The following is a 21,630-nucleotide window of genomic DNA, read 5'->3' as shown; positions in this document are numbered from 1 at the left end:
ATCATGTTAGATGGAATTATGACGGGGCTATCCACTGCGGTGATGCCTTTTAATTTAATGATGGTGGTATTAGGTTGTTTTGCCGGCACGTTTATTGGAATGTTACCCGGATTGGGGCCCATTTCGGCGGTGGCGTTGATGATACCGATCACATACGGCCTTGATCCTTCTTCAGGCATTATTTTGATGGCTGGGGTCTATTATGGCGCAGTGTTTGGAGGTTCGACGTCGTCGATTTTGATTAATGCGCCCGGTTGTGCGAGTACAGTGGTCACCTCTTTCGATGGTTATCCGTTATCACAACAAAAGCAAGCGGGGAAAGCACTCGCGCTCGCAGCATATTCGTCGTTCACTGGTGGTACTGTTGGTGCCATCGTTCTGTTGTTTGCCGCACCTGCGTTAGCCTCGGTATCACTGAGTTTTCAATCAAGCGATTACTTTGCATTGATGATTTTAGGTCTTACGGCCGTCGCGGCATTTTCTGGTAAAGGGCAGGTGATCAAGGCGTTGATCATGACCATCTTTGGCTTGATGATCGCAACCGTGGGCACCGATGTTACCTCGGGTACGACGCGTTTCACTTTTGGCAGTGTTGACCTTATTGATGGAATTAGTTTCTTGTTACTCGCAATGGCAACCTTTGCCTTAACCGAAGTGGTGATGACGGTATTAAAAGGTCAGCATCGTGAGGAAGAAGAGCAAGTGGACATGAGCCAACTTGGTAGCATGAAGCTGAGTAAAGAAGAGATGAAACAAGTTGCGCCAACGATTGCACGCTCATCTGTCTTTGGGTTTATCGTCGGTGTGTTGCCCGGAGCAGGCGCTACGATAGCCTCTTTTCTTGCCTATGGGCTTGAACGAAATCTAGCGTCAGCTAAAGAGAAGCTTAAGTTTGGTAAAGGTTCGCTAAAAGGGTTGGCGGCTCCAGAATCGGCAAATAATGCTGCCTCAACGGGGTCATTTGTACCATTGCTTACATTAGGGATTCCGGGCTCAGGTACTACGGCGATAATGTTGGGCGCTTTGATTGCTTACGGTATTCAACCTGGTCCACGTTTGTTTATCGACAATCCCGATGTGTTCTGGTCGGTGATTATATCAATGTACTTTGGCAACCTTGTACTTTTGGTTCTTAATTTGCCGTTGATACCGTACATTTCACGTTTGTTAGTGATTCCACGTCCAATCTTGATTCCACTGATCTTGTTCTTCTCGATCACTGGTGTGTATCTCGTGAGCTTTAACAGTTTTGATATTCACATGATGGCGATTATCACTGTGATAGCGATTTTCTTGAAGCTGCTTGAGTTTCCGATGGCCCCGATGCTATTAGGTTTCATTTTGGGCGGGCTAATGGAGAATAATCTCAGCCGTGCACTGACAATTTCCGATGGTAGTTTCTCATTCCTGTGGGAGCGACCATTGAGTCTAAGCATCGTAATCACCGCGGTTGTGGTTTTGATTGTGCCACCACTAGTCGAACTGTGGAAAAGTAAAAGAGCGAACTCGCAAGAAACCAAAGGCCCTGAATCGACAATATCTGAAGGGGAAGGATAGAATAGAATAGATATGAACAAAATGAGGTGATGTTTTAGCATGCAGCGCATACGCTGTGTCCTAAAATGTCACCTCATTTTTGATTTGGCACTAATGATAGTGTAATGAACCTACATACCCAAAGCTCAATACACCCAATAGTTACGTTTTCTTATCGCACGGAGTTACGTTGTGACTTATTAGTGGCGATTAAATACGACTAAGTAAATCTGACTTCTTAAGGTTATACTCATCTTCGGTTAATGCGCCAAGATCGCGAAGTTGAGCAAGTTTTTCAATGATTTGCAGTGTTTCATTAGTAGAATACTGTTGTGACGAATTCTGTGAATTTGATTGATTGTAATCGTTCATGATCACCGGCTCAGACATTGGTTGTGGGCTCGGCTGAGTTATTTGAGGTTCGGCAAAATTTTGTTGAGGAGCTTCGACATGCTGGCCGCTTAATAACGGTAAGCTAGCCACACTGATCGTTCCCCATTGACTACTGAAGGTAAGTGACGTATTTCCACCTTGCTGTTGGCTTACACCGCCAATGTTATGATCAAGGGTATCATAAATCGAAACTTGTCCATTCAATTCAACCGCTAAACGATTGGGGAACACGGCATAACGAATGTCATTTTGTCCGCCACTGCTAAAAGGCGCACCTAAGTCCGCTGGCCACCATTGGTTACTTCCCGGTGTCCCCGCTGGAATAACCGGAAATACTTGGTTGTTGAGTAAGATACCGGCTAATTCGCTGCATAAGTTGTCCACGGTATTTTTTAAACCGTTATTGAACATATCACCAACCATGGTCATGCCGCCTTGCATCCATTGACCTGAACCACCGAGTTCAGGGCAGTTGAATTGTGCCATAGATCCGCCGCCATTGTTTACGGCAACGAGCATGTGGACGACGGCATCGTGACTCAAACCATAACGAGCCGCGACGTTGTTCACCAAATTTTCGCCAATATCAGTTAGCTTTTGCATATAAATATCCTAATAGTAAGAGTTCGATTTATCGTATTGATGCTGTAGGTGAGTACATGAATTACGTCGTCGACTTGAGGGTGAGTAAGCTAATGGAAATAACCATAAACCGCTAGTTTGAATTATTTTAAGAACATTATGCGGTCAAATTTTGTGCTAGTGTAGCACCGTTACGGGGTGCTGTTCTGCTTTTATTGTGAACTATTTGTGATTGCCGCTACGTCCGTGATTGAACCGATTTTTATATGGGCGATTACTCAAAAGTTTGATGGGCAATATGGATATGCGATATCCGTGGATAAATGGTTGCAAATGATAACTATTCCCATTAGTATTTGTCGCGACATTTCATCGCCTACAGTGCTCTATAAGTTGGAAATCAGAGAATTAAACGCTCAAGTTTAGGTCACTCATTACTTGTTCCGTTAATGTGGTTATTATCCTTAAATAAAGTAAGTGATTTGAGGGCGATTTAAATTGTCGGTAAACTGACGTTGTCATTCTTAGTTGAACGATATTGTCTTTTCTATTTTTGTTCCATCGTAAGCAAGCGAGTTAATTTCCACCATGAATAACATCGTAAAACCCATGCGACTTTCTTTATTAATCACCACCATTGCGGTAGTCGGTCATTCGTACGCGGCCTCCATAGATTCGTCTTCAAAGGTAGAGCAAACGATCCTCGCCAATGCTCAGAAAAGTCAAACAACGATTTCAAATAGTTCGGATCGTAGTTTCGAACTGCAAAACGATATTAAAGCGCTTAGCTCTGAAGTGAACAACTTAGAAGTGTACAAACAACATTTAGAAACGCTCATCGAAAACCAGAACCAAGAATTGCTCAATCTCGAAGTACAGCGAAATGAGATTATAGAAACTCGGCAAAGTATCGTGCCGCTAATGTACAACATGCTCGATGGTTTAGAAGCGTACATCGCACAAGATATGCCCATTCGTAAAGACGCTCGTGAACAGCGAGTGGCAACACTCAAGTCTTTGATGAGCGAAGCAAACATCAGTGATTCCGAAAAGTATCGTCGTATCTTAGAGGCGTATCAGATAGAACTTGATTACGTTAATAAGATGGGCATCTACACCAGCGCGATAAACATTGATGGTGAAACTCGTGAAATTGAACAGTTGTACTTAGGCCATATCTCGCTCATCGCAAGGAGCCTAGACCAGCAACAATATTGGTATTGGAATAACGATTCGAACAGTTGGCAGGGGCTAGACGTGTCACTGAATATGGATCTTGAGAAGGCCTTTATGGTTGCGAATAAAGAAGTTACGCCGACTTTGCTTATGTTGCCGCTTTCTGTCAATGAGGCATCTGCTGAGGAGGTTTCCCAATGAAATGTTATCCAATGAATTTACGTAAACACGCTACATTAGCGTTGTCCGTTTTATCTCTCTCCACTTCTTCTCTGTTTGCATCATTTGTATTGGCAGATACGTCTACGCTACTTGCAACGACTGAGAAAGCGAAAGCAGAAGAACAGGCATTGAACAAACATCGTGAAGCAGAGTTTTTAGGGCAAGAGCAAAACTTAACATCGCAGAAAAACGCTCTGACATCACGTAAGAATCAACTTCAACAAGAGATTGATGCGCTAAGTGAACAGTTCAGTCTCAATGAAGAAGCACTCTCTGAAAAAGAGAAAGAGCTTCATTTAGAATCAGGAAGTCTCGGCGAGTTATTTGGCGTGGTTCGTCAAGTCGCGAAAGAACTGCAAATAGAGCAAAAAGATCTTGTTACGTCGATTGGTAGCGATAGCTTAAAACAAGTCGATGCGATCGTCGAAGCGAAGACGTTACCATCAACACCGCAGTTGATGGCGTTATGGCAAGCATTTGATCAACAGATCGAAATGGGTTCTTCATTAAGCCAAATTTCGGTTCCGTACGTCGAACAAGACGGCGTTATGAAACAAAAAGACGTTGTGCGAATTGGTGCGTTTGGGCTGGTGGATGAAAACGGATATCTGCAATGGAATCCACAACAAGGCGGGGCAAAATCGTATTCTGTTCAGCCCCAAGCAAATCCGGTTAGCTCGGGTACGGGAGCTTCATTGGCTCTTAGCAAGCGTCAGCTTATCGCCTTTGATCCTTCCAAAGGTGAACTGTTAGAACAATTGGCACAGCAACCGACGCTAGGCGAACGTTTAGCGCAGGGTGGCGTGGTTGGTCGCGTAATTCTCGCGATACTGTTTATTGGTTTAGTCATAGGTGTTGCTCAAGGTGGTTTCTTATTCATAAGCCGAAGTAAAATTCGCGCACAGTTAAAAAACAGAGAAGAGATAGGCAACAATCCACTTGGACGAGTGTTGAGCGTTTACAAATACGACCAATCTCCTAACGTTGAAGCCCTTGAGTTGCGCTTGTATGAAGCGATTCTAGATGAACAACACAAATTTGAGCGCGGACTGTCGATGCTGAAACTCCTTGCGGCTCTATCACCAATGCTAGGTTTGTTGGGAACCGTGACAGGGATGATCGAAACCTTCCAGGTGATTACTCAATATGGTAATGCCGATCCAAGAATTATGGCTGGTGGTATTTCAACGGCTTTGGTAACGACAGTGCTTGGTTTAGTTTCTGCGATGCCACTGCTGTTTATTCACAATGTCCTTAGCTCGCAATCAGAACACATTCGTACTCTGTTAGAAAAACAAGGCGTTGGTATGGTAGCGCAGCGAGCTGAACAGGATATGGGAGCGGCATAGTTGTGGATGGGATTAGCATCACATCGATATTCAGTGTGCTCCGAGAGATCGGTTTTTCACAGGGCATAGAACAGTTTATGTCACGTGGAGGGCCGGTTATCTGGTGGCTAGCCGTGTTGGTTCTCATGTTTTGGTTGATTGCATTTGAACGTATTATCTACCTTGCCTTCACTTATCCTAAGCAGAAGCAGCAATGGCTCGATGCATGGAAAGAGAGGCAAGATCATCAATCGTGGTTCGCACGTAAGCAGCGCAATGCATGGTTGAGTCAGGCTCATTTGCAACTGTTTAAAAACGTTAATTTATTAAAGTTACTAATTGGATTATTTCCGATGTTAGGTCTGTTGGGAACGGTAACTGGAATGATTTCGGTGTTTGATGTTTTAGAAGCAGAAGGCACAGCACAACCACGTTTGATGGCGGCCGGAATCTCGATGGCTACATTGCCGACAATGGCAGGAATGGTTGCTGCATTAGCCGGATTCTTTTGTTATTCACGTTTGATGGCGGCCATAGAGAAGCGGGAAATTCATTTGGAAAAATTAATGAGGAGCCGAGCGTGAGATTAGGCAATCGTTCAAAACAGCAAGAAGAAGCACAAATCGACATGACGTCGATGCTCGATATTGTGTTTATCATGCTGATATTTTTCATTGTGACCAGCTCATTTGTTCGTGAATCTGGTGTGGAAGTAAACCGTCCCCAAGCGAGTAACTCAACCAGCCAAAAAGACGTCAGCGTGTTTATTGCGGTGACGGCCGATAACGAAATTTATATTGATAAACGAGTAGTGGATAAAGAACGCGTTCAACCTACGCTCGAGCACATTATTATTGAACAACCCAATGCTGCTTTGGTTATTCAGGCGGACGAATTTGCCTTCAATGGTACGGTGGTTGCAGTTATGGACGCAGCGAAAAGCGCTGGCATCAGTAATATAGCGTTAGCAACGGAACAGAAATAAATGACTCGTTTGTTGATTGCATTTCCTCTGGCGTTAGTGGTGTGTTATAGCCTAATTGGGGTCATGGCTTGGTTGGTGGATTTAAACAGTAAGCCGGTTGAAAAACAGGATGAACCGTTGGCGTTCAATATTTTTGCTGCTGACAAGGAACAAAGCAGCGAACGTCGTAGTCGCATATTACCTGATAAGCCTGAAATTAAACCCCAAGCACCAGAGCCCGAAGTTGCACCTCAAAAGGTAACGCCGACTTCGATGGCAACGCCAACGTTGGAGAATATTCCTGATGTTAAAATGGATTTCTCTGTTTCTGGTTTATCGGTGACAGCACCGAGCTTACCCGTGAGCGAGCCTGTGCCTACGGCTGATCCTGTTGCCTCCGTGCCGGTCACTCAGCCAGCTAACATTGGGCAAAATCAGCAAATTATGCCTTTACACAGAGCAGAGCCGGTCTACCCATCTAAAGCGATTCAGCGCAGAATTGAAGGCTATGTCATTGTAAGCTTTGATATCAGTGAAAGCGGGCGACCAATCAATATTAAGGTTGTTGAAGAACAGCCCAAGCGGATTTTTAATCGCGAAGCAATTAAAGCTCTGAAAAGGTGGAAGTATCAGCCAAAGATGGTCAATGGCAATCCTATTGCGCAGCACGACCAGAAGGTAAAGCTGGAGTTTAAACTAAACAAATGAGAATAATGCTCAATTTACAGGCTCTAAAGTGTCGTTTTCACTTGGTCAAATCCACGCTTGCTTTCGGTGTGGTGACGATACTTGCCACAACGACAGCGAACGCTGCGAACCTTACTGAATATACTGTTCGTCATGTCCAGAAAGCGTATGCGTTGCAGCAAGAAGAACGTTTATCCGATGCCGTTGCGACGTTGCTCAGTATTGAATCGAATAAGCCTTACGACAATGCGTATGTTAATCGCATGCTTGGTTCACTATATTGGCAGTTATCGAAGCCGAAGTCGGCGACGAAACATCTGGTGCTGTCGGTAGATTCAGGCGCGTTATCCGAACAAGAGCAGCGTGAGTCGGTGAGGATGTTGGCCGATCTTCGAATGATGGAGCCGAGTTTTCCTAAAGCGGAAAAACGTTATAAACAGTTACTTGCGTTAATGAGTGAAAATTCGTCGACGACATCGAAGAGCTATGAAATGGTGTGGCTGCGTATAGCACAGGCACAGTATCAACAAGAGAAGTGGTCATCGGTTGAAGCATCGGTGGATAAACAGCAGCATTATCAACGTAAAGCTAAGCTTAGAGCCAAAGCTGAACCGTTAAAAATGAAGTTGGGTGCTCAACTTGCTAAAGAAAAATGGAAATCGGCTATTAGCACCACAAGGTCACTTCGCTCGATAGAACCAAATGAAGCGCTTTGGTGGCGTCAACTTACAGCGTTATACATGCAAACAGAGCAACACTCTCAAGCTCTTATCACCTTGCAGCAAGCCGATCGTGCAGGCTTTGATATGAGCCAAGAACAACTTACCTTGATGGCACAATTGTATGGCCGGTTAAACGCACCGTATAAAGCCGCGGAAACATACGGTCGTTTAGCTAAGTTGGACTCATCGGCAAAACTGTTATCTCAACAAGCATCATATTGGCAGTTATCTAAGGAATGGGACAAGGCACTCGTGAGTTGGAAGAAAGCCGCTAACCTTGATTCCAAATTCAACCGTCAATACGCGTTATTGCACATGCAGCAGCAAAACTACGCAAGTGCTCTTCAAGCGATCAACCGTTTGAAGAAACCTGATACGACTACCTTATTGACTAAGGTACGTGCGCTAAATGAGTTAGGGCAACCAGAAGAAGCGTTACGCATCGCAACCGCAATACATAAACATTCCCCTTCAGATAGTACGCTCAGTTGGATTAAGTTTTTATCTGAGGGGCAGTAGTGTGAAGTAAGCTAACAGCGAAACGCTGGTGGAATGTTCGATCTTCTTAAGTATTAAGTGCCATAGTGGTAACGCAGTTGTGCAATTAAAATTACGTCATCTTGGCTTTTGTAGACGATTCTGTGTTCGTCGTTTATGCGACGTGACCAGTATCCTGATAATCCGTGCTTAAGAGGTTCTGGTTTCCCGATTCCTTCTGTAGGGCTACGCTGGATGTCCTTGATCAATAAATTAATACGTTTGAGTATCTTTTTGTCGGTCGTTTGCCAGTACAGATATTGTTCCCAAGATTTAGTAGAAAAGACCAGCTTCATTCTATTAGCTTCTGTTCAATCCCATTTCCAGATTCGAGTTCGGCAATCGACTCCAACAGTTCACGAGCATTTTTGGGTGATCTGAGTAAATAGGTTGTTTCTTGCATTGCGTTGTAATCTTCTAAAGAAATCATCACTACAGGGGCTTCGCTTTTACGGGTAATAATAATAGGAGCGTGGTCATTACAAACACTCGCCATTGTACTTGCTAAATTTGCTCTAGCGGATGTATAGCTTATTGCATCCATGTTAACTCCAAACTGTTCATGTACGTTTATCTGTACATAATAATATTGAAGAGCACAGAAGGCAATAGAGTTTGTATGAACAGTGGCTTTCTTCGTTTACTGATCGTAGCGTAAAGTAACGCAGCGTTACGTACTTAACATCGTAATGCGAATTTCGTAAACGAATCATGATGGAATATACAGTACGTGAAATTCAAATCGTGAAAGTTTGGTAAAAGTGTGTAATCAATAGCTTGGTGATCACCGTTGACAAACCCGATAAAAAGAACAATTCTGAGCCCTTTTTTAAACCGGACATAATTAATGATTAAAGAATACTTTCGCTTTACCAAACAGAGCTGGCCAATACTCACCTTTGGGATTATTACGGTGTTTATGGGCAACTTCGGACAATCATTTTTTGTCAGTTGGTTTGGAGACAGTTTTCAAGAAAGCCTCGGTCTCTCGGCAACCAGTTATGGTACGGCTTACTCAACCGCGACTTTTGTAAGTGGTTTGTTGTTGATGTGGATCGGTGGTGCGATTGATAGGGTGTCATTGGTTAAATTTATTCTATTTTGCACTGTTGGCCTTTCAATCGCCGCTCTTACGCTTTGGCAAACCACTAGTTTAACGATGTTGATTGTTGGCTTATTTTTTCTGCGTTTTTTTGGCCAAGGGTTATTTCCTCATACTGGGGTAACAACCATGATGAAGAACTTTTCCTTGAACCGTGGGAAAAGTATTAGCATTGCCACAAGTGGGGTGCCGTTGGGTGAAATCTTACTACCTTCATTTGCGGTTTTATTGATTACGCAATTAGGTTGGCAACAAAGTTGGCTAGTGATTGCTGTGCTGATCCCACTGCTGTATTTGCCTTTAGCTCTGTTTCTTATTAAAAAAGGTAAAAATGAAAAATATCTAGAGCAAGCACCTGCGGTTGAAAATAACGCTGAGCAGCCGGTAAAAGGAGATATTAACAAGCAGCAACCACAAGATGGAACACGCAGAACATTGTTGTCTGATTACCGTTTTTGGTTAGCTTTGCCGACCGTGCTATCTGCGCCGTTTATTATTACGGGCATCTTTATTCACCAAGGATTCTTTATCTCACAAATGGGGTGGACAGCAGCATTGTTTGCGAGTTGTTTTGCCTTATATGGCATTGCACATTGGTTATCGTCGATGTATGCAGGAGTCTGGGTCGACAGATTCAGTGGTCGGCAATTGTTAAAATACTATCCGATTCCGATGTTTATCGCGCTTTTGATTGCATCACAATTTAGTGGAAATTGGATTGTCTATGTGCTGCTTTTTGCGCTTGGATCGGCAATTGGCTCAAGTAGCACGATCATTAATGCATTGTGGGCTGAAGTCTACGGGACGAAATACCTGGGTAGAATACGCGCATTAATGGGATCCCTTGGCGTGATCTCTTCGTCGCTCTCACCGATTTTATTTGGGTTTTTGATTGACCACGATATTACTGGCGCGCAACTGTTCTTTTGGCTCGCTTTGTATGTCTTTGTAGCCATGATATTGACGTTATTTTCGTATTCGAAAGAGAATTAACCTTGTTGATAGAGAAGAGCTTTGCGGGTTCTAAAAATAAACAGCGCCAAGAATGAGATCGACTTGGCGCTGCTTGGGGTGAGTTAAAGGTAATTACTCGATATTAAATTGCAGCATTTGCTTCTTCGAGTCTTTCTTTTTCTTCTTTCTCTTTGTGGAATTTTCTTTCGCCAAAGTAAGCGTAGAAAAGACATAGAATCGAAATACCACAAGACGCGGTTAATAGAATGAAACCGCCATCCCAACCAAAGTGGTCAACGGTATAACCAAGTACAGCATTCGCAGCGACTGCGCCACCCAGATAACCAAATAGACCTGTTAAGCCCGCTGCGGTACCCGCGGCCTTTTTAGGCGCCAGTTCAAGAGCATATAAACCAATTAGCATCACAGGCCCATAGATAAGGAATCCGATAGCGATCAGTGCGGCCATATCGATACCTGGGTTTCCTGCTGGGTTAAACCAGTACACCAATACGGCAATGGTCACCAATACCATAAATAGGATACCGGCTGGAGCACGGCGACCTTTAAATAATTTATCTGAAATCCAACCACATAATAATGTTCCAGGAATACCTGCCCACTCATACAGGAAGTAAGCCCAAGATGATTTATCGACTGAGAAATCTTTTGCTTCAGATAGGTATGTTGGCGCCCAATCAAGTACACCATAACGAATCATGTAAACGAACGCGTTAGCAATAGCGATTGACCAAAGTAATTTGTTGTTGAATACATACTTAAAGAAAATCTCTTTTGCGGTCATTTCCTTTTCGTTTGACTCATCGTAGTTATCAGGGTAATCGTCTTTATATTCTTCAATCGCTGGTAATCCGCACGATTGAGGGGTATCGCGCAGCGTAACCCAGATAAAGATAGAGACTACGGTTGCGAAAAATGCTGGTACGTAAAAGGCGGTATGCCAATCATCGTTGAACAGCCACAGACCTAAAATAAACATAGGGCCGATCAAACCACCACCAACGTTGTGGGCAACGTTCCATACTGAGACTAATTTGCCGCGCTCTTTACGAGACCACCAGTGAACCATGGTTCGGCCACAGGCTGGCCAGCCCATACCTTGGAACCATCCATTTAAAAATAAAAGAACAAACATAGCGGTAACACTGCCAGTTGCCCATGGCATAAAGCCGAAACAGAACATCACGGCGGCCGACATTAAGAGGCCAAAGCTTAAGAAATACCTTGGATTTGAACGGTCAGAAACACTTCCCATTAAAAACTTCGATAAGCCATACGCAATTGAAACAGCAGACAATGCCACGCCGAGTTCACCTCGAGTAAAACCTTGCTCAATAAGAAATGGCATCGCAAGACTAAAGTTTTTACGTACAAGATAATATCCTGCATAGCCAAAAAATATTCCCATGAACAATTGCCAACGAAGACGGGTATAAGTGGGTTCTATCTGATTTTCAGATAATCGCTCTATATGCGATTTAGGTTTAAATATTCCAAACATAGCTGTTACCTATATGTTCCATTGTAATTTTAATTTGTGAGTTAAAACGAACTTAAATGCTCGAACGAGCGGATTATGACGATTTTGATAATTAAAAGTGAGACATAAGTTCGTTTTATTTAATTTGTGATAAGAATTAAATTAAATCTAATAAATTCAATATATTTGAAATTAATGATTGTGATTATGATGCATTTGAAACTGATCGGTGGCAGATCAATGTTTGGTTAGATAAGTGTTGCAATGCTCGTTTTGGTTTCGATAAAATCTAAAAACGAAAATAAACGTTCGTTTGTTTGCTTTTCTTATTTTCTTTGAGTGTATTATGAAAACGTATATTCGGCTCGAAACTGATGTAGTCATCATCGGCGGTGGTGCAACGGGAACTGGTATCATGCGTGATTGTGCTCTCAGGGGCATACCATGTATCTTACTCGAACAAGGGGATATTGCTTCTGGCACTACTGGGCGCAACCATGGCTTACTTCATTCTGGAGCTCGATATGCAGTAACAGATCTGCATTCAGCCAAAGAGTGTATTCAAGAGAATAAGATTCTTAAAAATATAGCTCGTCACTGTGTCGAAGAAACCAGTGGTTTGTTTATTACCCTTCCTGAAGATGACATCAACTTTCAACAACAGTTTATGCAGTCTTGTTCTGCAGCAGGCATAGAGTCGAAACAACTGAGTACAAAAGAAGCACTGCGCCTTGAGCCAAATGCCAATCCTGCCATGCTCGGTGCCGTTCAAGTTCCAGATGGCTCGTTAGATCCTTTCCGTCTTTGCACTTCAAATATTATTGATGCCAAGCAGCATGGAGCTCGGTTATATACTCACACCACAGTGACGTCATTAATTATTCAAGCTGATCGTGTAGTTGGGGTTCGATGTTTTAATACTCAGCTAAACCAAGGCTATGAAGTCTATGCCAAAGAAGTCATCAACGCTGCGGGTATATGGGGGCAAACCATTTGTGAATATGCTGACTTAAGCATCAAGATGTTTCCTGCAAAAGGGTCGTTACTGATTCTCGACTACCGAATTAATAATCTGGTGATAAATCGATGTCGCAAGCCTGCCGATGCCGACATTTTGGTTCCCGGCGATACTATTTCGTTAATCGGAACTACATCCGAACAAATTGAGTATGACCAGATCAACGACTTAAAAATCAGCTCCGACGAAGTCGATATATTACTCCGCGAGGGCAGCAAGTTAGCGCCTGTAATGCAAAATACAAGAGTACTGCGAGCTTATGCTGGTGTTCGTCCACTCGTAGCCGTCGACGGAGACACCACTGGTCGAAATATCAGCCGTGGAATTGTTTTGCTCGACCATGGAGAAAAAGATGGTCTACAAGGACTGACGACGATTACTGGCGGTAAGCTAATGACCTATCGTTTAATGGCTGAGCAGGCAACAGATATTGTGGCTAAGAAACTCGGTAATACGCAAACTTGTACTACCGCAACACGTTCACTACCGGGCTCTGTTGAGCAACCCAAACCCTCGTTACGTAGCGCCAGTATTGCTAAGCCGGTTTACGAGTCCGCCCTATACAGCCATGGTGAACGCGCACTTTCATTTTTAAGTGATGAACCAAAGCGGAGTGCGATTATATGTGAATGTGAAATGGTGACAGCGGGTGAAATTGAATATGCTCTGAATCATCTAGATGTGGAAAATATTGAAGACTTGCGCCGTCGTACTCGTGTTGGAATGGGGCCATGTCAAGGGGAAACATGTACCTATCGCGCAGCCGGGCTATTTAATGAGTTCAGCGATAAAAGTGGAGTCGAATGCAGTGGCTTACTAGTTGAATTTATGGAAGAAAGATGGAAAGGAGCTAAGCCAGTATTATGGGGAGATGCGTTGCGAGAAGCGGAATTTAGTTACTGGATTTATGAAGGCCTACTTGGTACTTCCCAGTTAGAAACGCCAACGCGAGACACAGCAAACCAATATGTGAATCAAGCGCAAACATCGGGAGAAGCGGAATGAAGTACGATGTGATTGTTATTGGTGGTGGCATGGCGGGGTATTGCGCGGCCATTCGAGCGTTAGAGCTAGGTCAGAAAACGGCTTTGATTAACAATGGTCGCAGTGCACTGCATTTTGCTTCTGGATCGATAGATGTCTTGTCGACATTGCCTTGTGGTGACGCGGTTCAGTTTCCTTATCAAGCGATTGAGCAATTTCCGACGCAATTTCCGACTCATCCTTATGCTAAGTTAGGCGCAAACAATGTGGAGTCAGCCATAGAGTGGTTTACCCAGATGATTAATCTCGCGGGTGTTCCATTGCATCACTCTCAGCACAATGAGAATCATCGGAGAATCACCACTCTCGGTGCCTTAAGTGCCACTTTTTTATCTCAACCGTTTGTTGAAAAAATTGAGTATCAAGAGACACAACCAAAATTCGAACGCGTTGTTGTGCTTTCACTTGAAGACTTTCGTGATTTTCAAGCAAATGTTGCTGTCGACAATTTGAAATCTAATCCAAGGTTTAATGACACACCCATACTCAGCTTATCGGTGTCTTTGAATAATTTAAACCACGGTTCTATAGATGTTGCCAACTATCGTTCGTCCGATTTTATTCGGTTGCTGAAGAGTGATGACACGTTGGCGGAGTTTGCTAATCAAATTTCGCTTGGAGCGAATAAAAATGACCTTGTGATAGTACCCGCTATTTTTGGAACCGCTGAAGGGCTAGAAATATTGACGCGTTTAAAGGCGATGACGGGCATAAGCTTCAATGAAATACCAACCATGCCACCATCATTGATGGGAGTTAGACTTGAAGAAGCGCTAGAGCGTCAATTTATTACTGCAGGCGGTGTATTGTTGAAAGGGGACTGCGTTACAGGAGGCGAATTTGTAGAGCGAAGCAATGGCTTGGTTCTTAATAAAATTTGGACGCGAAAACTACGAGACTATGCACTTTCGGCGGACACATTCGTGTTGGCCAGTGGCAGCTTTTTTAGTAACGGCTTACGCGCAGAATACGATCGTATAAGTGAGCCTGTATTTGGTTTTGATGTGTGTACCACAGGCTCTCGTGATAAGTGGTATCAGGAGACGTTTTTCTCACTAAAACCCCATGCATTTATGTCGTTTGGGTTAGAAACTAATGAGCACTTTAATCCGTCACTCAATGGCGCTACGGTGAGTAACGTTCACTGTTGTGGCTCAGTATTGGCACACTATAACCCCATTGCAGAAGGTTCTGGAGGAGGTGTTGCTATATCAACTGCGTATTATATTTCAGATAACTTCACTGTTAAGCAGACAGAGCAATTGAATGTGGAGAGTGAACAATGTTAGACGTAACCAGCGACACCAGTTTTGACCAATGTATCAAGTGCACTGTGTGTACGGTTTATTGTCCCGTCGCAAAAGCCAATCCCGACTTTCCGGGACCGAAGCAATGCGGTCCTGATGGCGAACGGTTGCGTATCAAAGATCCTCAATACTACGATGACATTCTGAAGTATTGTACCAATTGTAAGCGCTGCGAAACCGCCTGTCCTTCGAACGTTAGAATCGGTGATATCATCGCGATAGCCAGAGGAAAATATGGCAAGTTGTCTGCGAGCCCTAAGACAGTTAGGGACTTTATTCTTAGTCATACGGACTTATTTGGATCACTTGCAACACCAGTAGCACCCATCGTTAATGCTGCGACCAGTACGCCATTGGTTAAGAAAATCATGCATAAAACGGTGGGGGTACATGACCATAAATCGCTGCCGAAATATTCTCACGGGACGTTTCGCAAGTGGTATAAAAAGTCTTGCCCAGATCAAACGCAATTTGCACGTGGTGTTAGCTTCTTTCACGGCTGTTATGTCAATTACAATCACCCGCAGCTAGGAAAAGATTTGGTTACAGTACTCAACGCGATGGGAATAGGGCTTCATCTTCTAGAAAATGAAAAGTGTTGCGGTGTTCCTCTGATTGCTAATGGATTTCATAAAAAGGCGCAAAAAAATGCTAAGTTCAATGTGCGCCAACTCGAAAATTCTGTCGAAATTCATAAGCGGGAAATTGTCGCGACATCGTCAACGTGTGCGTTTACCTTACAAGATGAATATCCGCATGTTCTTGGTATTGATAATGAAAGTGTAGCCGACCGTATCCACTTTATTACCCGTTATTTACTCAAAGAGTTTATGAATGGAAACGCGCCAGCAATGAAACCGATCAATAAAAAGGTGGTATATCATACACCTTGTCACCTAGAGCGCAGTGGCAATACTATGTTTACGATTGAGTTATTACGATCGATTCCTGGCTTAGATCTTCAAGTTTTGAATAGTGAATGCTGTGGCTCGGCAGGCACTTACGGTTTTAAGGAAGAAAACTACGCCGCATCAATGACTATTGGTTCTGGTTTATTTGCTCAGATTGCTGCGGCAAATGCAGATTTGGCGATTACCGATTGCGAAACCTGTAAATGGCAGATAGAAGAAAATACCGACTTGGAATGTATCCACCCAGTGTCGTTAATTGCAGAAGCGATTCGCGACTAATCAGCGTCTATTGGTAACTCCAAATAGCGAAACAGCCCGCCTGGTTATTAGGCGGGCTGTTTCGTTATTTTTGGAAAGAAAAAAGCAAATTTAATACAGGAAAAATAAGCAGGAAAGCGTGTGTTATACAATTTGTACCGGCTCAAGTTTCACTATTTGAGAGTGGGAAACTTTGACTCGATAACGCATGATTTTATTATTGTTTAAGCGAAAGATTAAATTGATGTCATGCAACATGGAAAACCGATTACTGACCAATTGGCCCTTGTCATAGGCAATGTGCTTTAGTGCAGTTTCTGGCAGTAATTCAAGTAAGCTGTGCAGGTTGATATCCATGGTATCGCGCAATTGGGTAAACCCATTCATAAACCGGTTAGTCATTGAGTACTTTTTCTTATAACAAATGACCACTTCATCCGCGTCTTTTTTGGTGTATTTACCGCGCCCACGTACGTTGAGAATATTTTCATCTAAGTTGGCATATTCAGCCAGCTCATAACAACTACCAACGACAACTTCGTCACTGTCGTAGAGCGTCGTCTTAAAGCTAAATTTTCCTTTACTGAGTTTTTTGGCGATATAGATCCGAAACAACTCTTTAAAACGATCTTTGAAAATATAACTGACACAGAGCGCCATCAGAAGCGCAAAAGAGAGGTTGCCGTAACCTAATTGAACATAGAAGACGATAAGAGTGGTGATTAACATAGATAAAAAAGCAGCGAGGCTAAAGGCTGCTTGTTCTCGAACCACACCGAGAGTGGTGTTTTTTTGGCGAATATTGATCGACTTACAAAAGAAATTTTCTTTGCGGCGTATGTATTGCGCTTCCTTAGACTTTAAGCCATAAGTATCGCGTCTGTACATTCGTTCTTCACAGGCTAAATTAATCAAGTCATCGTAAACTGTGTTGATATCGTTCTCGGATTCCTTTGTGTTTTGATAGCAAAAAGACAAGGTAATCTGCTCAGCATAATACGAGCAAAGCTCATCGGCAGTCCGAAAATCTTTGATGTTACCTTCATTGGTTGGCGTGTTTCTAAGGTCGCTCAGTAGCGATTTCACGGTTGCCAAGTAATCATCAATCGAGGTTTTTGCGTGATCACTGTCTTGGGTTAGCCGCGATAGCTTTAACTTAAATGTCTTTAGGAAAAGTGGAAAATCAAGACCACTGTCGGACCGATCTGATTGTTGTTTTAGCAATGGGAATTTGGCTTTCGAAACGGAATAATGATATCGAGAGGCTTTTAAATCTAATAATACATTTGCGCAGATATCGCGCTCTTTCACGCCCATATCACTCGGTAAAAACATATACATTTCGAGAATTGAATCTTTGTCTTTGCTGACAGTCGTTCTGACTTCCATCGATGTATCTGATATTTCAAGATCCAAGTTCATTGATTCGACTTGTCCTAATTGAGATTGGTAAATGTAGTGACGATTTTGAACAAAGAGAAAACAATCAATGCACTAAAAGTTCGGAGTGTTTGTGATTGAAATGTTTAACCTTTTCCTTTTAATTGTAGTAGGTTATCCGTGAATTCTGCAAACCCATATCCACCTGAATTTTGCGTAATAACCGTCGGAAAAGCAGTCAACTGTTCCCAATAGCGTGTTAAATTCGCCACACCAACACTTTTGGATAAGGTCGCGAACATTTGCTCGTCATTGAGAGAATCGCCGACGTAGCAACATTGTTCTTGAATGTCGCTGTCTGATAACCCTTTTGCCTTAAGAAAGTGAAGGGATGTGGTAATTTTAGAGTGGTTGCCATACCACGCATTTATATGGATCGAACTGGCGGTCGCATGAGCTCCGAGTGCCTGAATTTTCTCGACTACGGTGCCAACGGTTATACTGTCGACTTTGGGTCGATTTTGGCCAATATCAATCGCCACTTCGCACAAGCGGTAAGATTGATCGAGCGTTAGGTTTAAATTGGGATAGGCCTTCAATATGTCCAGTACTTGAGTCTCTAATTTTATTTGCTGTTGCTTAAGTACTTCACGGCTAAAATCCGCTTTTAGCGCCAAAAAGCCGTTTTCTTTTTCAAGGACAAAAGCCCCATTTTCACCAATAACCGCATCAACAGGCCAAAGCTGTGCGATGTGGTCGCACCAACCCGCACAGGCTCCCGTAACCGCAATAACTTTGATTCCATTTTGTTGTAGTTGGTTTAACGCGATAAGAGTTTCGGGCGGAAGTTTCCCTTGCCACGTTAGCGTATCATCAACATCGGTTAGCACCCACGAAATAGATTCCCATTCGGAAGGGAGCTGCTGTGATGGTAGTTTCTTCATCTGTATTCTCTAGAAATGTAATAATCTTGGTAAGAACAACACGATATCTTCGGAATAAGTCAGAATCATTAAGACCGTTAATAAAGCAAGCAACAATGGCGCGACTTCGCGTACAAAATCCATAACTCTTACGTTGAGAATGGTACATACGGTAAACATCATGGAACCAAACGGCGGGGTTACACCACCAATCATGATGTTAACGATGACGACGATACCAAAGTGAACTGGGTCGACACCTAAGTTAAGCACCGCAGGTAGCAGTAGTGGGGTCAATATAATCATTGCTGCGCCGCCTTCAATAAACATTCCGATGACGAGCAGTAGAACGTTAATTAAAAGCAGTAAAACCAATTTATTATCGGTTACGCCAATCAGGGCAGAAGCAACTTGTTGTGGAATTTGCTCTAACGTCATGTAGTAACCAAATACCATGGCTCCGATGATGATAAACATCACGCTACTGGTACCTTGAATCGTTTCCTTCAATATAACCGGAACATGCTTTAGTTTTAGATCACGATAGACAAATGCACCGATAATAACGCAGAGCAAGATAGCAATAGCGCCAGCTTCTGTTGGTGTAAACAGGCCAAAGCGCATACCAAGGATAATGCCGAATGGAATAAGAAGCGCAGGGATTGCGCGACCAAAGTGCCCAAGTCTTTCTTTTGCTGATGCCGGTTCCGATCGTGACGGCTTGTAATTACGTTTACGAGCAATAATAGCGATGGCGATCATCAGTGAACCTGCCATCATAAGCGCAGGAATATAACCCGCAACAAACATGGAGTGGACAGATACATTTGCGAGTAGGGCAAAGATAATGAGGTTAATTCCTGGTGGAATTATCGGGCTAATACTCGATGAGGCCGCCGTGATTGCTGCGGTAAAAGGGAGGTCATAACCACGTTTTGTCATTTCAGGGCCAAGGATTTTAGACTGCATCGCTGCATCGGCGTTGGCGGAGCCGGAAATTCCACCCATTAATGTACTTAATAGAACATTTACATGAGCGAGTCCGCCAATTTTGTGGCCGATTAATGAATCTGCAAACTTTAGCAGGCTTCTACTTATGCCTGCATAATTCATAATGGAACCGACCATTATGAAAAAAGGAATGGCTAATAAAGGGAAAGAAGACGCTGACGATATAAACCGTTGCATGACGAGACTTACAGGAAGAGAGGTGTTGAAAAATAGGAAGTAAGTCATCGCCGAAGCAATAAGTGAAAATGCAATCGGAATATTCAACAAGAACAGAACAAATAAGAGGATAATGGGTAAGTAAATTTCCACTGGGGTTACCTAATAGTTAATTTAGTGGTGAATCTTCGTCTGAATTTATTAAATCAATTTTGATAAATTTCAGAGTATGAATGGCCATTAATGAGAAACAAACGACTAATACACTATTAATCGTGAAATACGACATGCCCATAACTGGAGTGACTTTGGTTGATAGCATGGTGTAGTCGTAACTTAAGTACGCCATTAGTAGATTTAGTCCCAACAGGAACGTTGAAACCATTAAACGAAAAGGTCGTTTTGCTTTTTCAGGTATCATACTAACGATGATATCGACACCCATATGTAACCTGTGCTTATAACAAGAGCTAATGCCGAAATAAACCGACCAAATAAAACAGATAACAGAAAGTTCTTCGCTCCAAGGAACGACAAAACCGAAGCCATAACGCAGAAAAACATTCACAATGACGGTTAATACCGTCACCGAAATGGCGAGAGAGGCTAGGATTTCTTCAAAGTTAATTAAAAAGCGCATTGCTGCTCCATACAGTTGACGCAAGCTAGTTGATATACGCCCTTACAAAATCATAAGGGCGTCAGATTGAAGCTATTATTTGGCAGCGCGGATAATATCGAGTTCAGAGTTGATTTTCGCGTGTACACCTTCGCTCCACTCTGGGAACTGAGTATAAACTTCAGCCGTTAGCTTACCGAATTCAGCATTATCAACTTCGTTGAACTTAACGCCTTCATCTTTAAGTTTTTGCATATATTCAGTATCAAGCTTAACCAGTTGTTCAGTGTTAGACTCAGCACCTTTTGCAAGTTCTTCCATTACGATTGCTTGTTGTTCTGCGTCTAATTTAGCCCAAACTTTTGGAGCAATATACAGACCAACAGTACCTAAGAAGTGCTTAGTGAGTGACATGTTTTTTGCCACTTCATAAATTTTGGTTGAGTACATAGTTAGGATTGAACCTTCAAGTCCATCAACTACACCCTGCTGTACACCGGCATAAGTTTCAGTAAATGGTAATGCTGCTGGAGATGCTCCCATCGCTGATAGCGTGCTGATAAACAGTTGGCTACCAGGTACTCGAATACGCATACCCTTCATATCAGCTGAGTTTTTAATTTCTTTATTTGTGATCATATGTCTAAAGCCGAACATATAATCTGCTGTTAAAATCTTGATGCCTTTCTCTTCTGCTTGTGCGGTCAAATCGGCAACAAAATCGGTTTTCATCATCGCAAGATATTCGTCATAAGAGTTATATAAGCTTGGTCCTGCAAGTGCAGCGAAATCTGGTACGAAATCACCTAAGTAACTAAGGTCTTCAACGGCGATCCAATCTGCACCGTTTACGACTTGCTCAAGGTTGTCTTTATAGGTTGGTAACTGACCACCTGGGAAAACTTTTATATTTACGCTACCGTCGGTCCGCTCACGAATACTGTCAGAAACTTTAATGAGTTCCTGCGTTAGCAATTCATTTTGGCTGAATATTAGGCTCATATTAATGTTGAGTGGATCTTTATCAGCTGCTATCGCCGCGGTACTTCCTGCAATGCCCATTCCAAATAATGTGGCTGCGGATAATACGGTTCCTAGAAGTAGCTTTTTCATTGTTGTAACCCTCGAATAAGTAGGTAGGTGTTTATGTTCCATCATCGCCCAGAAATGGGCCCGTAGTATGCGTATTGCATGTAATGATATGTCGTTTTTATTGTAATACGGAGACACAATATAGCGTTTATATTGATATTCATATGAACATTGAAACTTTCATTATAATGTTGTGATCGTGTTAAC

20 protein-coding genes are annotated in these 21,630 nt (G+C 42.9%); 11 read left to right on the top strand and 9 right to left on the bottom strand.

Annotation, left to right across the window (positions count from 1 at the left end; genetic code table 11):
- The first annotated feature begins 3 nt into the window (after positions 1 to 3).
- On the top strand, positions 4 to 1,557 hold the full coding sequence (locus tag ACWU4D_RS17275; RefSeq protein ID WP_456052697.1) for a tripartite tricarboxylate transporter permease: 1,554 nt from the start codon (positions 4 to 6) through the stop codon (positions 1,555 to 1,557).
- Between the two features lie 189 nt (positions 1,558 to 1,746).
- Here the strand turns inward: ACWU4D_RS17275 and ACWU4D_RS17270 are convergent, their stop codons facing one another.
- Positions 1,747 to 2,532, bottom strand: coding sequence for an SHOCT domain-containing protein (locus ACWU4D_RS17270; protein WP_456052696.1), 786 nt, complete (start codon positions 2,530 to 2,532; stop codon positions 1,747 to 1,749).
- 567 nt (positions 2,533 to 3,099) lie between these two features.
- Here ACWU4D_RS17270 and ACWU4D_RS17265 point away from each other — a divergent pair.
- The 6 genes from ACWU4D_RS17265 (at position 3,100) to ACWU4D_RS17240 (ending at position 8,129) form a co-directional block, all read left to right on the top strand.
- Complete coding sequence (locus ACWU4D_RS17265; RefSeq protein ID WP_456052695.1) at positions 3,100 to 3,888, top strand: DUF3450 domain-containing protein; 789 nt, start codon at positions 3,100 to 3,102, stop codon at positions 3,886 to 3,888.
- An 11-nt stretch (positions 3,889 to 3,899) separates the two neighbouring features.
- Positions 3,900 to 5,258, top strand: coding sequence for a MotA/TolQ/ExbB proton channel family protein (locus tag ACWU4D_RS17260; RefSeq protein WP_456052773.1), 1,359 nt, complete (start codon positions 3,900 to 3,902; stop codon positions 5,256 to 5,258).
- 77 nt (positions 5,259 to 5,335) lie between these two features.
- Entirely contained in the window at positions 5,336 to 5,821 is a 486-nt protein-coding gene (locus ACWU4D_RS17255; RefSeq protein WP_456052772.1) for a MotA/TolQ/ExbB proton channel family protein, read from the top strand.
- Positions 5,818 to 6,222 carry an ExbD/TolR family protein gene (locus ACWU4D_RS17250; protein ID WP_456052694.1) on the top strand — a complete coding sequence of 135 codons (405 nt, stop codon included), beginning with the start codon at positions 5,818 to 5,820 and terminating at the stop codon, positions 6,220 to 6,222. The genes ACWU4D_RS17255 and ACWU4D_RS17250 overlap by 4 nt, the downstream gene beginning before the upstream one ends.
- Entirely contained in the window at positions 6,223 to 6,909 is a 687-nt protein-coding gene (locus tag ACWU4D_RS17245) for a TonB family protein (protein WP_456052693.1), read from the top strand.
- 5 nt (positions 6,910 to 6,914) lie between these two features.
- Positions 6,915 to 8,129, top strand: a complete 1,215-nt coding sequence (locus ACWU4D_RS17240) for a tetratricopeptide repeat protein (RefSeq protein ID WP_456052692.1) — start codon at positions 6,915 to 6,917, stop codon at positions 8,127 to 8,129.
- Between the two features lie 53 nt (positions 8,130 to 8,182).
- On the opposite strand, the gene ACWU4D_RS17235 is transcribed toward ACWU4D_RS17240, so the two are convergent.
- Both ACWU4D_RS17235 and ACWU4D_RS17230 read right to left on the bottom strand, forming a co-directional pair.
- Positions 8,183 to 8,443, bottom strand: coding sequence for a Txe/YoeB family addiction module toxin (locus tag ACWU4D_RS17235; protein ID WP_456052691.1), 261 nt, complete (start codon positions 8,441 to 8,443; stop codon positions 8,183 to 8,185).
- Positions 8,440 to 8,691, bottom strand: a complete 252-nt coding sequence (locus ACWU4D_RS17230; protein ID WP_456052690.1) for a type II toxin-antitoxin system Phd/YefM family antitoxin — start codon at positions 8,689 to 8,691, stop codon at positions 8,440 to 8,442. Before ACWU4D_RS17230 ends, ACWU4D_RS17235 begins: the two co-directional genes overlap by 4 nt.
- Before the next feature lie 303 nt (positions 8,692 to 8,994).
- On the opposite strand from ACWU4D_RS17230, the gene ACWU4D_RS17225 reads away from it, so the two are divergent.
- Positions 8,995 to 10,242: an MFS transporter gene (locus ACWU4D_RS17225; protein WP_456052689.1), complete on the top strand. Its 1,248-nt coding sequence runs from the start codon at positions 8,995 to 8,997 to the stop codon at positions 10,240 to 10,242.
- Positions 10,243 to 10,345: 103 nt separating this feature from the next.
- On the opposite strand, the gene glpT is transcribed toward ACWU4D_RS17225, so the two are convergent.
- The gene (gene glpT, locus ACWU4D_RS17220) at positions 10,346 to 11,725 is read right to left on the bottom strand and encodes a glycerol-3-phosphate transporter (protein WP_456052688.1); all 1,380 of its coding nucleotides are present in this window, start codon (positions 11,723 to 11,725) and stop codon (positions 10,346 to 10,348) included.
- Between the two features lie 325 nt (positions 11,726 to 12,050).
- On the opposite strand from glpT, the gene glpA reads away from it, so the two are divergent.
- Genes glpA through glpC form a run of 3 tightly spaced genes read left to right on the top strand, consistent with a single transcriptional unit; the run spans position 12,051 to position 16,263 of the window.
- Complete coding sequence (glpA, locus tag ACWU4D_RS17215; protein WP_456052687.1) at positions 12,051 to 13,727, top strand: anaerobic glycerol-3-phosphate dehydrogenase subunit A; 1,677 nt, start codon at positions 12,051 to 12,053, stop codon at positions 13,725 to 13,727.
- Positions 13,724 to 15,055 carry a glycerol-3-phosphate dehydrogenase subunit GlpB gene (glpB, locus tag ACWU4D_RS17210; RefSeq protein WP_456052686.1) on the top strand — a complete coding sequence of 444 codons (1,332 nt, stop codon included), beginning with the start codon at positions 13,724 to 13,726 and terminating at the stop codon, positions 15,053 to 15,055. The genes glpA and glpB overlap by 4 nt, the downstream gene beginning before the upstream one ends.
- The gene (glpC, locus tag ACWU4D_RS17205) at positions 15,049 to 16,263 is read left to right on the top strand and encodes an anaerobic glycerol-3-phosphate dehydrogenase subunit GlpC (RefSeq protein ID WP_456052685.1); all 1,215 of its coding nucleotides are present in this window, start codon (positions 15,049 to 15,051) and stop codon (positions 16,261 to 16,263) included. The genes glpB and glpC overlap by 7 nt, the downstream gene beginning before the upstream one ends.
- Before the next feature lie 123 nt (positions 16,264 to 16,386).
- On the opposite strand, the gene ACWU4D_RS17200 is transcribed toward glpC, so the two are convergent.
- The 5 genes from ACWU4D_RS17200 to ACWU4D_RS17180 form a co-directional block, all read right to left on the bottom strand.
- Positions 16,387 to 17,664 (bottom strand): hypothetical protein, encoded by a 1,278-nt coding sequence (locus ACWU4D_RS17200; RefSeq protein WP_456052684.1) that lies wholly within the window; start codon positions 17,662 to 17,664, stop codon positions 16,387 to 16,389.
- Between the two features lie 104 nt (positions 17,665 to 17,768).
- Complete coding sequence (locus tag ACWU4D_RS17195; protein ID WP_456052683.1) at positions 17,769 to 18,566, bottom strand: HAD family hydrolase; 798 nt, start codon at positions 18,564 to 18,566, stop codon at positions 17,769 to 17,771.
- Positions 18,567 to 18,575: 9 nt separating this feature from the next.
- Complete coding sequence (locus ACWU4D_RS17190) at positions 18,576 to 19,865, bottom strand: TRAP transporter large permease (protein ID WP_456052682.1); 1,290 nt, start codon at positions 19,863 to 19,865, stop codon at positions 18,576 to 18,578.
- A gap of 16 nt (positions 19,866 to 19,881) precedes the next feature.
- Positions 19,882 to 20,352: a TRAP transporter small permease gene (locus ACWU4D_RS17185; RefSeq protein ID WP_456052681.1), complete on the bottom strand. Its 471-nt coding sequence runs from the start codon at positions 20,350 to 20,352 to the stop codon at positions 19,882 to 19,884.
- 75 nt (positions 20,353 to 20,427) lie between these two features.
- Complete coding sequence (locus tag ACWU4D_RS17180) at positions 20,428 to 21,444, bottom strand: C4-dicarboxylate TRAP transporter substrate-binding protein (protein WP_456052680.1); 1,017 nt, start codon at positions 21,442 to 21,444, stop codon at positions 20,428 to 20,430.
- Positions 21,445 to 21,630 lie beyond the last annotated feature (186 nt).

The sequence above is a fragment of the Vibrio phycocola genome (assembly GCF_053850235.1).
The sequence above is the reverse complement of the archived record's forward strand: the minus strand, read 5'-3'. Positions and strand labels throughout refer to the sequence as shown.

Coding starts and splice junctions, on each gene's coding strand:
- ACWU4D_RS17275 (WP_456052697.1), top strand. CDS start 4: ATGTTAGATGGAATTATGACGGGGCTATCCACTGCGGTGATGCCTTTT.
- ACWU4D_RS17270 (WP_456052696.1), bottom strand. CDS start 2,532: ATGCAAAAGCTAACTGATATTGGCGAAAATTTGGTGAACAACGTCGCG.
- ACWU4D_RS17265 (WP_456052695.1), top strand. CDS start 3,100: ATGAATAACATCGTAAAACCCATGCGACTTTCTTTATTAATCACCACC.
- ACWU4D_RS17260 (WP_456052773.1), top strand. CDS start 3,900: ATGAATTTACGTAAACACGCTACATTAGCGTTGTCCGTTTTATCTCTC.
- ACWU4D_RS17255 (WP_456052772.1), top strand. CDS start 5,336: ATGTCACGTGGAGGGCCGGTTATCTGGTGGCTAGCCGTGTTGGTTCTC.
- ACWU4D_RS17245 (WP_456052693.1), top strand. CDS start 6,223: ATGACTCGTTTGTTGATTGCATTTCCTCTGGCGTTAGTGGTGTGTTAT.
- ACWU4D_RS17240 (WP_456052692.1), top strand. CDS start 6,915: ATGCTCAATTTACAGGCTCTAAAGTGTCGTTTTCACTTGGTCAAATCC.
- ACWU4D_RS17235 (WP_456052691.1), bottom strand. CDS start 8,443: ATGAAGCTGGTCTTTTCTACTAAATCTTGGGAACAATATCTGTACTGG.
- ACWU4D_RS17230 (WP_456052690.1), bottom strand. CDS start 8,691: ATGGATGCAATAAGCTATACATCCGCTAGAGCAAATTTAGCAAGTACA.
- ACWU4D_RS17225 (WP_456052689.1), top strand. CDS start 8,995: ATGATTAAAGAATACTTTCGCTTTACCAAACAGAGCTGGCCAATACTC.
- glpT (WP_456052688.1), bottom strand. CDS start 11,725: ATGTTTGGAATATTTAAACCTAAATCGCATATAGAGCGATTATCTGAA.
- glpA (WP_456052687.1), top strand. CDS start 12,051: ATGAAAACGTATATTCGGCTCGAAACTGATGTAGTCATCATCGGCGGT.
- glpB (WP_456052686.1), top strand. CDS start 13,724: ATGAAGTACGATGTGATTGTTATTGGTGGTGGCATGGCGGGGTATTGC.
- glpC (WP_456052685.1), top strand. CDS start 15,049: ATGTTAGACGTAACCAGCGACACCAGTTTTGACCAATGTATCAAGTGC.
- ACWU4D_RS17200 (WP_456052684.1), bottom strand. CDS start 17,664: ATGAACTTGGATCTTGAAATATCAGATACATCGATGGAAGTCAGAACG.
- ACWU4D_RS17195 (WP_456052683.1), bottom strand. CDS start 18,566: ATGAAGAAACTACCATCACAGCAGCTCCCTTCCGAATGGGAATCTATT.
- ACWU4D_RS17185 (WP_456052681.1), bottom strand. CDS start 20,352: ATGCGCTTTTTAATTAACTTTGAAGAAATCCTAGCCTCTCTCGCCATT.
- ACWU4D_RS17180 (WP_456052680.1), bottom strand. CDS start 21,444: ATGAAAAAGCTACTTCTAGGAACCGTATTATCCGCAGCCACATTATTT.